The 11,106-nt window shown below is 41.3% G+C and carries 10 protein-coding genes and 1 riboswitch; of the genes, 6 read left to right on the top strand and 4 right to left on the bottom strand.

Annotated elements, in window-relative coordinates; translation table 11 throughout:
• Positions 1-62: 62 nt before the first annotated feature.
• Complete coding sequence (gene metE, locus V7L29_RS34070) at positions 63-1,739, top strand: 5-methyltetrahydropteroyltriglutamate--homocysteine S-methyltransferase (RefSeq protein ID WP_334738254.1); 1,677 nt, start codon at positions 63-65, stop codon at positions 1,737-1,739.
• Between the two features lie 277 nt (positions 1,740-2,016).
• Positions 2,017-2,400: a DUF4346 domain-containing protein gene (locus tag V7L29_RS34065; protein ID WP_334738253.1), complete on the top strand. Its 384-nt coding sequence runs from the start codon at positions 2,017-2,019 to the stop codon at positions 2,398-2,400.
• A 193-nt stretch (positions 2,401-2,593) separates the two neighbouring features.
• Here V7L29_RS34065 and V7L29_RS34060 read toward each other — a convergent pair whose 3' ends face one another.
• The 3 genes from V7L29_RS34060 to V7L29_RS34050 all read right to left on the bottom strand — a co-directional run bounded on the left by V7L29_RS34060 (position 2,594) and on the right by V7L29_RS34050 (position 6,151).
• Positions 2,594-3,523, bottom strand: a complete 930-nt coding sequence (locus V7L29_RS34060; RefSeq protein ID WP_334738252.1) for a YaaC family protein — start codon at positions 3,521-3,523, stop codon at positions 2,594-2,596.
• A 541-nt stretch (positions 3,524-4,064) separates the two neighbouring features.
• Positions 4,065-4,715, bottom strand: a complete 651-nt coding sequence (locus V7L29_RS34055; protein WP_334738251.1) for a cysteine hydrolase — start codon at positions 4,713-4,715, stop codon at positions 4,065-4,067.
• Positions 4,716-5,116: 401 nt separating this feature from the next.
• The gene (locus tag V7L29_RS34050) at positions 5,117-6,151 is read right to left on the bottom strand and encodes a ribonucleotide-diphosphate reductase subunit beta (protein ID WP_334738250.1); all 1,035 of its coding nucleotides are present in this window, start codon (positions 6,149-6,151) and stop codon (positions 5,117-5,119) included.
• A 113-nt stretch (positions 6,152-6,264) separates the two neighbouring features.
• On the opposite strand from V7L29_RS34050, the gene V7L29_RS34045 reads away from it, so the two are divergent.
• Positions 6,265-6,558 carry a four helix bundle protein gene (locus V7L29_RS34045; protein ID WP_334738249.1) on the top strand — a complete coding sequence of 98 codons (294 nt, stop codon included), beginning with the start codon at positions 6,265-6,267 and terminating at the stop codon, positions 6,556-6,558.
• Positions 6,559-6,654: 96 nt separating this feature from the next.
• Here V7L29_RS34045 and V7L29_RS34040 read toward each other — a convergent pair whose 3' ends face one another.
• Complete coding sequence (locus V7L29_RS34040; protein ID WP_334738248.1) at positions 6,655-8,910, bottom strand: ribonucleoside-diphosphate reductase subunit alpha; 2,256 nt, start codon at positions 8,908-8,910, stop codon at positions 6,655-6,657.
• A gap of 266 nt (positions 8,911-9,176) precedes the next feature.
• A riboswitch (cobalamin riboswitch) is annotated at positions 9,177-9,319 on the top strand.
• Between the two features lie 329 nt (positions 9,320-9,648).
• On the opposite strand from V7L29_RS34040, the gene V7L29_RS34035 reads away from it, so the two are divergent.
• Genes V7L29_RS34035 through V7L29_RS34025 form a run of 3 tightly spaced genes read left to right on the top strand, consistent with a single transcriptional unit; the run spans position 9,649 to position 11,036 of the window.
• Positions 9,649-9,849 (top strand): hypothetical protein, encoded by a 201-nt coding sequence (locus tag V7L29_RS34035; RefSeq protein WP_334738247.1) that lies wholly within the window; start codon positions 9,649-9,651, stop codon positions 9,847-9,849.
• Positions 9,850-9,898: 49 nt separating this feature from the next.
• Positions 9,899-10,903 (top strand): methyltransferase domain-containing protein, encoded by a 1,005-nt coding sequence (locus tag V7L29_RS34030; RefSeq protein ID WP_334738246.1) that lies wholly within the window; start codon positions 9,899-9,901, stop codon positions 10,901-10,903.
• Between the two features lie 7 nt (positions 10,904-10,910).
• The gene (locus V7L29_RS34025) at positions 10,911-11,036 is read left to right on the top strand and encodes a hypothetical protein (RefSeq protein ID WP_334738245.1); all 126 of its coding nucleotides are present in this window, start codon (positions 10,911-10,913) and stop codon (positions 11,034-11,036) included.
• Positions 11,037-11,106: the final 70 nt, after the last annotated feature.

The raw sequence follows: 11,106 nt of genomic DNA, 5'->3' as shown, positions 1-11,106 counted from the left end.
TGGCATTCAAGTACTGTGGCGAGGTTGGTTAAAATTACACGATCTCTGTGAGGGTTGGCAGCTTGCAAAAGAGACTTAACGGGAAAAGTCAGGTTTTAGGTGATGCTAATTCCTGGAAAGAACATTTTCAAACTGTCTATAATTCACTCGATACAGTAGGAATACCTTTGCATCTAGTTACTTATTTTGATGACTTGGGTGAAACCTACCCTTGGGTAATAGATTTACCAGTTGCTGCTATTAGCTTAGACTTGACACGCGGACGCAACTTAGAGTTAATTAAAACTCACGGTTTCCCGCAAAATAAGCGACTAGGAGTAGGAATTATAGACGCAAGAAATATTTGGCAAGTTCGTCCAGAGAAAGTTGTTCCCATATTACAAGAGATTGTAGAGACATTAAATGAAACATCTGTAGATATTCAACCATCCGCTTCCTTACAGTTCGTTCCCTACGATGCCAAACGAGAAAAACGATTACCATCACAGCTACGCAATGTCTTGAGTTTTGCCGAACAGAAACTTCAAGAAGTGGTTTTCTTGGCTCGAACAATAAAAGGTGACAACACTAAAACAGAGCAAGAATTTATTGAGTTGACCTGGAGTACATTCGAGGAGTTTAGTCCAGCAAATCAGTCAGTTCAAGAAAGACTGAAGACTCTGAAGATTGATGATTTTCAGCGCTCATTATCCTATGGATTGCGGCTGGATTCCCAAATAACTCTGCCTCTGTTCCCAACAACCACAATTGGTTCCTTTCCCCAAACTTCTGAAGTTCGCCAACTCCGAGTACGTTATAAACGAGGTGAATTGAGTCAGTCAGAATATGAGGCTGCTATTGATGCTCAAATTGCCGAAAGCATTAAACTACAAGAGGAATTAGGGTTAGATGTTTTAGTACACGGTGAATTTGAACGCACCGACATGGTGGAATTTTTTGGACAGCAATTATTAGGTTTTGCTTTCACTGAAAATGGCTGGGTACAAAGCTACGGTAGCCGTTATGTCCGTCCACCAATTATTTACGGCGATGTGGTTCGCACTGCGCCAATGACGGTACGTGAGTTTAAAGTAGCTCAATCATTGACGGAAAAACCTGTAAAAGGGATGTTGACGGCTCCTGTAACTATCTTAAATTGGTCTTACCCTCGGATAGATGTTTCCAGGTCAGAACAAGCTATCCAAATTGCTTTAGCACTGCGGGATGAGGTAGCAGATTTGGAAGCAGCTGGTGCAAAGGTAATTCAAGTAGATGAACCAGCGCTACGTGAGGGTTTACCTCTAAAGCCCCAACGGTGGAGTGAATATCTTTCTTGGGCTGTAGATGCATTTCGGTTGGCAACAGCAGTAGCCCAACCCCAAACCCAAATTCACACTCACATGTGCTACTGCGAATTTGGTGACATTATTAAGGATATCGAACGGTTGGATGCTGATGTGATTTCGATTGAAAATAGTCGCAGCAACAATCAAACTTTGCGAGAAATTACAGAGGGTGGCTACTCACATCAGGTTGGTAATGGAGTTTATGACATTCATAGTCCTGTTGTGCCGACAACTGAACAGATTTTACAGCAATTGCGGACTGGAGTTGCTAATTTACCCGTAAAACAAATTTGGGTGAACCCAGATTGTGGTTTGAAAACTCGTCGTTGGTCAGAGGTGATTCCGGCTTTAAAAAACATGGTGGAAGCGACGAAAGTCTTGCGAGAGGAAACAAACGCAACTGTGAAATCGTAGTAAAAGTAAACTCAGAAAAGTAGGCTCAGAGGTTAATCTAAGAGTTTATGCTCTCTTGCTTATTGTTGAACTTTTCGATTTTTTGATTGGTTGACCCTAAACCGTGACGTATTTGCGGCTTATAAAGCCAGTTTGGGCTACATTTGGGCTTAATTTTTGTTTAAGTCCCGCTACGAGAAGCAACCTACGTCTACGGTCTTTGATAGGAGCAAATTTGAAGCTTAGGCTTCTGTTTGCGTATAGAGCAGAGCAGTACTTTTTGTTTTGGAGTTGAAAAATGATATCGACAATAGAAACAATCGCAGCAATTGACGACAAACTATCTAAGCGATTTTTAGAACTCGATCCGGCAGGTTACTTCATTATCTATTTAGATCGCGAAGCAGGCTTAATCTGTGCGAAACATTTTACCAATGAAGTTAATGAGCAAGGATTGGCTGTCGATCCAGAAACCGGAAAACCCATTCCTGCAACCGTCAAAGTGGAACGACAACCAACTGCCACCTTTACAGGAAGAACTGCTAAAGAAGTTTGCATTCAACTGTTTGAGTCAATAAAACCTTGCCCAGTGAGCCGATTGGATCATGCGGCTTACTTGGGGCGTGAGTTTATGCGAGCAGAAGTGGCATTGGTGACAGCACAAGACTACGTACAGGATTGAATAAGCTTGTGATGATTTAATGGCAAACTACAAACAGCTTTCGCCCGTCCGCTGCCGTGGAGTATTATGCATCATTAGAATCTTCGTCCTGTACTCTCTTAGAATCACACTCGTTCAAAATATCGGAGATTAGCTCTGTTACTAATTCAGGAAAGCTTTGTTCCACTAATTGCTGAGCACGATTCATTGTCGGTCATAAAGAATCTCCTTTATCACCTTGGATAAGAGAAATCCAATATGTAGGGTAATACCTAACCAACATCCCAAGAATATAAGAGATCATATATGTAATGCATAGCTGGGAATATCGGGTACTTGGGGAAAACGGCTCAGTAATGTGTAGGGAAGGAATCGACCCAAACGTTTTGTGCATGTATGTATGTATGAACATTAGGAGATTTCTGGCAAAAGTATCAGCATCACAAGTCAGCGTAACCCAATCAGAATCAGATTTTACGGTGTAACCGAATCCCTCATAAACGTCTTGAAACAGTGAGAATGGTTTAGCCCTGACTTTCGCACTAAATCCTGCATCTGCACTGTAAGTCATTTCATTAATAGAGGCATATTTTGTCACTTCTGAAATATTTGAATAATCCTTCTGCAAATCAGGGGTGCGTGAAAAAAGGTCATCGACTGAAAACTCTTGCCTAAGATTCGGAACATCGTAAGATAGCGACCAATCAACTCCTGACGAATTGACATGAATTGAAATTCTATTGTTTGTATGAGTCACAAAATCTGAAAATAATCCAGGTCTAGTTCCTATCTTTAAATTGCGTAATCCCTGAAGCCCAGCAGCAATATCGCCAGACATAATATCGCTCCATCCAACTGTCTCAAGCCCGTGACTTGCAGTTAAACCCTCTTCACCACCCCTTGGCTTGAGCAACAGCAAAAGAGCTCTACTTAAGGAGGCAACACCATAAAAGGTTAATAAAGGGCGCACAGAATAATTCGAGTTGCTGGCGTTTCTAAAATATTCACGGCTCTGCTTTGCTGCAGCATTTATTTCTCGTGCACGACACGTGTTTAAATCCAGTGAATGAATTCGCTTAAACCTCTGATGAGTGATATCCCGGTTCTCAAGTGAGAGTAATTGTTGCCAAATCTCATTGTTCATTACTTTACGAAAGTCCCTCATCAGAGTTTAAGGGAAGAATTGTTTAGAAGGAAGGATCTGCTGCATAACTATTTATTATGCAGAAAGTTTCCGTATAATTTTTTTTAGATAAAGACTACGCTAAAAATCATAAACTTGTGTGCGGCGATCGCTTTTGCGACAACACCGATAACCTTTTTTTGTCAGTGCGCTTCAACCGATTTGTTATGCCGCGATCGCCACACAGTTGGGGCTAATTTTGTGGAGACTCATTCAGTTGCTGCTGAAGTTGTTGAACTTCCTCAATCGATAAGCCTGTGGAAGGAGCAATAATGTTGATCGCTACTCCTCTACGCAAAAGATTGATAGCGATCGCCGATGTCTTTTTTTTCTCAGCCTCTCTCCAGATCGAACAATAAGCGGTGGATTCCTGGATGATGTCCCCCCGTAATGATCATGTTCAGCGGACGCCGATCGCCTTTGCAACTCAACGAAGTAGGCTGATAGGTTACGCTGCAACACGCTTGTTATGCTGTGCATTGTAATTGCGCCTGAAACCGCTTTAGATTTTAGCTTTCTTGCGAAGTATTAAACTTATTTCCTCTACAGTTGTGAAGAAGGCATCCCCCATAAATTTAAGACTAGCAACGGCTCGCTGACCAGCTTCTTCATTACCCGCTCCACAAGCATCAGTCACCATGATTGGGATATAGCCAAGATCGGCAGCATGGCGAATTGTCGGCTCAATCCCGATTTCAGTTGCTACACCTACTATAATTACAGTTTGAATGCCACAGTCGCGTAAGGCAATGTCGAGAGGCGTTCCCTCAAATGCAGACATTGTGATTTTGTCAAAAATTCCTTCGGAAGGAAGTGGAGTTACTTCAGGAATTAATTGAAATCCCGGCGAGTCAGGAAGAAACCAAGGCTTTACATCATCAACTGAGGTTACTCTTTGCCATGCCTTAGCTGTCTTCAGTTGAAAGACACCCGACAATTCTTTGGGTAATGACATGTGACGCATAAAGAATACGCGCAAACCAACTTCTCGTGCTGCTTGAAGAACTTTTATGACCTGGGTTTTTATGTTAGAGCCGTCATTTAATTGACTAAAAATGCCTATTTGCATATCATAAACAATCAAAGCTGTTCGATTAAGTTCGCAGGCATCCTCCAAATTTTCAGGAACTTCTAGCCCAAATGCCTTTTCCATTTTTCTTAACTCCTGAGCCTTACATATAGAGGGTAGCAGGTTAGTCATAGACAGGTTCAAGTCAGGCTAACTATTTATTATACGGAAAATTTGCGTATAATCTTTTTCTCAATCCTAATATGTTAAGCATTACAACGAAATTCTGTCTAAATATACGGAAAACTTCTTTTTTACGTCCTTATTTGGGTATTATACCGAATTTTTCCGTATAACCACTCTTTACGGGAGAATTATAAATAATTTTTCCGTATATATCTTAGTGTTATCAAGAATTTTTCCGTATAATGTCCTTAATTTAGTTTTGTATTTAACGGGATTTACGAGTGAGCAATTTCAGCAGGAACACTTTTTAAAGACGCGATATATCGCGCCTCTACATCTAAACCAATAATAAATCCTTCTTAGAAATCATCCCAACCTTCAATACTAGAGGACATGACGTAACTAGTTACACTTGCTTCAAAAAAATTTGCTTTTGTGTTGGCTTCTTTTTTGGTATCTGAAAAACGCTCTAAGTGAGTATAGGGACTTTTCTTGTAGATAGCTTCTGCAAATAATGGCTCTAAACCGATCGCTTTTAAACGAGCATTTGCTAGATATTTTGTATACTGTTCTGTACTGTTGGCTGTAATGCCCAGAATATCATCTCCGATAATATGTGCTGTCCACTTGCATTCATGCTCAACAGCAAGAGCAAACATTTCATAAATTTGTTCGCGGCTGTGGGGAAAAACTTGCATCGCTTCTGGAATCAATTTTTGATACAGCCGTACATGGGAAAGTTCATCTCGATTAATCATTCTGAAAATATCGGCACTCCCAGACATGAGCATCCGTGAGGAGAGATTATAGAAAAATATAAACCCATTGTAGAAATACAATCCTTCTAACAAATAATCCGCCAACAGCGATACGAAATAATTCTCCGGTGTGGGGTTATCGACATACTTTTGATACAGTCCAGCAATGAATTTGCATCGTTCTTTGAGAATGCGATCGCTCCGCCAAAAATCATAAACTTGTGTGCGGCGATCGCTGGGAATCACTGTTTCAATAATGTATTGATAAGACTGATTGTGCATTGCTTCTTGGGAAACTTGTTCCGCCATGCACAATGCAATTTCTGGTGCGGTAACGCTGTTTTTAATATGAGGCACATTACTGGTTTGCACCGAATCAAGAAAAGTTAGATAACTGAGAATGCCATCAAATGCACGTCGTTTTCCAGGTGTGAGATTGACGTAATCTGTTACGTCCTGAGTAATGTCTATTTTTTCGGGAACCCAGAAATTCTCTCGCATTTGACGGTAGAGAGACACAGCCCACGAATAGCGAACATCATTTAATTGCATTAAGTTCGTAGTCTCTCCGAACCATATTAAACGGTTTGCTGTATCATCATTTCCATTTGGATTGAAAACGGGATTAATTGGCATTAATGATTGTCTTGGTTGGTACATTTTTCAGTTGAAAGGGAGTAGGGAGTAGGAGTAGGGAATGGGGAGTGGGGAGTAAGATTAAAAAAGATATATACACTGATTCAGCATCTATGACAATTAATAGTTATCGGGATTTGAAAGTTTGGCAGTTGGGTATAAGTTTGACCAAGCAAGTTTATCTATTAACACGAAATTTTCCTAAGTCTGAAACATATGGTTTGAGTAGCCAAATGCAACGGGCGGCAGTATCGATCCCATCAAATTTGGCAGAAGGTCATGCTAGAGATTCAACACAAGAATTCCTTCGATTTATAGCGATCGCTCTCGGTTCTTTGGCAGAACTCGAAACCCAACTCATTGTAGCCGAACAATTGGAATACATAACCAATCCTAAACTCCAATAAATTCTAACCAAAACTGACGAAATACAATGAATGCTTCGAGGTTTACAAAAATCCTTGAAAGCAAAACTTTCTTAATCTCTACTCCCTACTACCTAGTTAGTTTGCACAAGCAACACATTGCTCGTTTGATTCTTTGAAACTATCTTTTTGAACAGTGCGAATATAGTAGATTGCCTTACAACCCAATTCCCAAGCCAGCATTAGGGTTTCAAAAATATTAACAGCCGTAAGACATCGTTCAGGTTCATCGGAGAAATAAATTCCAGCGTTCAAATTAAAGAGCAATTCCATTGAAATTCCTGTATCAATCCATTGTTGGATTGTGGCGATCGCTTTGACGACTTTTTTCTGATCGAGTGTCTTATTTTCGATATAGAACCATAAATTATCCCGAATGTAAGGCGGTGCGATGGGTACTGAACCTTTTGCCCACTTTTCATAGAAGAATTTGCTATAAACGGGCAAAATGCTAGCTGTACAACCCTGAACTAAAGATGAAGAAGTGTTGGGTGCGATCGCAGTAATATGTGAATTGCGAATCCCATATTGCTTGATATCTCGACTCAGTTGTAAAAAGCGTTCTGGAAGAAGAGCGTGTTGCTTAAACCAATCTACAGGTTTTGCTCCGATTAAATGTCCTTTGCTCCATTCACTACCCACAAAAGCAGGATATGCACCCCGTTCTTTCGCTAATTCCATTGATGCTGCGGTGCAATAGTAACCGATATCTTCAAATAAATTGCTGATTTCCTGAAGATGAGTATAAGTTAGGTGACGTTTTGCTAACCAGTCGGCTAATCCCATACAGCCGACCCCAATAGTGCGGTATTTGGCGTTGTGAGTGGCACTAGCAGCAAAGGGTGGTGACGTAAGTTCAATAGTATTATCTAATATACGTACTGCAATCTGACAAATTTCTGCTCGCTGTTCATCCTTTAAATTTGCAAGATTAATACTTACAAGATTACACGTATGTGCTTCTTCACCAAGTTTCACGTTTGACCATGATTCCTGACACAAGTTTCCCCCAGGAATATAACCTTCATGCTGATTGGGGTTAGCTCGGTTGACGGTATCTTTGAACCATATATAAGGCATTCCGGTTTCTAATTGGGTTCGCATCACTTGTTTGAATAAAAGACGCGCATTTATCCGTTTGCAGAGCGTAATTGATTTATCTAAACTGGCTTCGATTTGAAGATAAGCACGTTCAAATTCTTCACCCCATAATTGTGCTAGTTCAATGCCTAAACGAGTTCGCACTTCATAAGGATCTACGAACGTCCATTCTGCATCTGCTGCTACTCGCCGCATAAATTTGTCACTGACAACTAGTTGCGGAAAAACATCATAAGCTTTGCGTCGTGCGTCTCCATTCTCAGTTTGCATTTCCAAAAATTCAGGTAAGTCTAAATGCCAAATATCTAGACTGACGGTGACAGCACCGGCTCTGCGTCCACCTTGATTAACTGCGATCGCTGTATCATTCAATAACTTAATCCAGGGAACGACACCACCAGAGGCATTCTTCTTCCCCATTACCCAACTACCTGTAGCCCGAATCCGAGACAGATTCACGCCTACACCGCCACCATTTTTAGAAATCCGTGCTGCATCATGAATCCCGTCAAAAATGCTTTCCAAATTATCGTCTATTGCTGTAATGAAACAACTGGCAAGAGAACCGTTGGGAATCCGTAAATTCGCTAAAATGGGCGTTGCTAAGGATATTTGACGACGGGCGATCGCTTCATAAAATCTCCGCGCCAAAGTTAAGCGAAACTCTTGTGTTTCTACGGAGGCAATCAACAGCGCACAAGTTAAAAATGCTTCTTGGGGTAACTCTTGAGGCAACAGATATCGCTTTGTCAGTAATACTGCTCCTGCATAATCATAGTCGGCATCACAGTCAGGATCGATCCAAGTGTTGGCAATTTCTAACTCTTGTTGAGTGTAGATTAAAATGCGGCGATCGTATTCTCCCAAGAGAACTTTTGCTTTTACAGTCTGAGGATAGTAACCGTACCGATAGCCACGACTAACTTGAGTATCTTTCCACAAACTCCAAATGTGTAATCGTCCTGCGACATACCGCCAATCAGGTTCTTCAGGACTGCACAAATCCAAGGCACAGCGAATTAAATTATCTTGAATTTCTCGCGTGGTAATACCGGGGCGCAATCGAGTTGTTAAATGTGCTTCTAAAGCAATAGAATTTGCTGAAAGTCCGCAACAAGCCCAATTAACTACTGTGCGAATTTTATTAACTTCTAACGGTGTCGTCGAACCATCACGACGAACAACATAGATATCCGTTGTGGAATCTTCAAAGAGTTTGGATGGAGCTTGCATACTGGATAAGTTGATAAATTGGAGAAAAATAATTGCAAGACATGAAAAGGGATTGTTAACCAGGTTTGGCAACGTAAAAAATTGTCAACGTTATGTCACCAAACGCTAGCAATCCTAACAAGTTGTGAGGTTGAAAAATTTCTAGAATAATTGTCCAATAAAAATCCAGAGCAAGTTTTGGTAAAGAATTGAACTTGCCCCGATTGATGACGAATGCCAGTATAGATCGACCATTGATTTTTACGCAAGCAAATCACAGTTGTGTTAATATGCAAAGGAATCTCGGTTTTGATGGGGGTCAGCCATCAGACGTAAGGGGGAAAGTCCGGTGTGAATCCGGCGCTGTCCCGCAGCTGTAATCAAGGCTTGCCTTGTGAGTCAGAATGCCCGCCGAAGTTTATTTGTAAATTTTGTACATCTGCGAGGCACGGATGGTTTATTACATGACGATCACCAAGTCTGATATTTTGAAAGCACCGCATATTAAAACGCTACAAATAGCGGCTTTCCACGAAACAGATAATTAACGTCTCGACTTTGCTCGACGTTAAAGCTGAGCGAAGCCGAAGCTTTAATATTAAATTTTGATTAGTAATTACTTTGTGAGTAGTCAGGTAATTATTTGAACTTAGAAATCTGAGCAATTTTCGACAAGATATTGCACTAACTTGAGAGTGCTATATCTGACGTGCATATACTTCAGTGTATTTTCGTTAAATTCTGACTCGGTTAATCATCATGCCGAAATTTTATCTTCACCGAGCTGGGAAGATTCCTACTACTGTTCATCCTTTTGTAAAACAAACGGATTTTAAAGAAGACAAGCAGAAACCCTTTCTAAACCCCAGGAAAATGATTCGAGGTTGGCAAAATATCGCAAGTTCAACGTATAGTAAGACTACTATTGCTATCGCTCGTCTAATTCGGGATGAACCATAAACACACCAAAATCTATCAACAATTAGCTACATAGAAAGCCTTCACAACAATGTCAACTCTATTACTTTATTTTGCAATTGGTTCTCTTCTAGTTTTACTAATTGGAATTGCGGTTTATTTCCTAACTGCTCGTAAGTATCAATCCTCAGCCACAGTCGCCAATTCCTACGACCAATGGACGCTTGACAGCATCCTAGAGTTTTACTGGGGAGAACACATTCACCTCGGTCATTACGGTTTGCCGCCACGACGAAAAGATTTTTTGGCAGCTAAATCTGATTTTGTACATTACATGGTTAAATGGGGTGGTCTAGATAAATTGCCGAATGGTACTACCGTCTTAGATGTTGGCTGTGGTATCGGGGGCAGCAGTCGCATTTTAGCGCGAGATTATGGGTTTGCTGTCACAGGAATTACAATCAGCCCACAGCAGGTGAAACGTGCCCAGGAATTAACACCCCAAGAACTAAACGCCCACTTTGCAGTCGATGATGCAATGGCATTGTCGTTTGCAGATGCCAGCTTTGATGTGGTCTGGTCAATCGAAGCAGGCCCCCACATGCCTGATAAAGCTGTTTTTGCAAGAGAATTAATGCGGGTGCTAAAACCTGGTGGAGTGTTGGTTGTCGCTGACTGGAATCAAAGGGATAACCACCAAAAGCCGCTAAATTTTTGGGAAAAACCAGTAATGCGGCAACTCTTAGATCAGTGGTCTCATCCAGCTTTTTCTAGCATTGAGGGATTCTCCGAGCTTTTGGTAGCAACGGGATTAGTGGAAGGGGAGGTAATAACGGCAGACTGGACGCAACAAACCCTTCCTTCTTGGTTAGATTCCATCTGGCAAGGGGTAATTCGACCAAGCGGATTTCTGCGTTTTGGACTGTCTGGTTTCATTAAGTCTGTGCGCGAAGTACCGACTTTATTGCTGATGCGTCTGGCATTTGGTACAGGACTGTGCCGATTTGGCATGTTCCGCACTGTGCGGGCGAATTCACGTACAGAATTGATGAATAGAAACCTTGCTAAGGGAACTCGCTCAAGCTTGGTTAGGTAGAGGTTGCATGACGATTAATTTTGAGTTCCCAGCAATTATCCCATCGCCAAATCCATCTTTGGCGAACTGCGATGTAGTTATTGTCGGCGGCGGTATTTCGGGTTTGACGCTAGGGCGTGTTTTCAAACTATAACCATAATAAAATGGAGGCGATGGCTGCGCCAACGTCTTCGACGAACGTAATCATAGCTGTATAATTTACA

The organism is Nostoc sp. (assembly GCF_036916575.1).
In the GTDB taxonomy this organism is placed as follows: domain Bacteria; phylum Cyanobacteriota; class Cyanobacteriia; order Cyanobacteriales; family Nostocaceae; genus Nostoc.
This window is presented reverse-complemented; position numbering and strand designations above follow the sequence as displayed.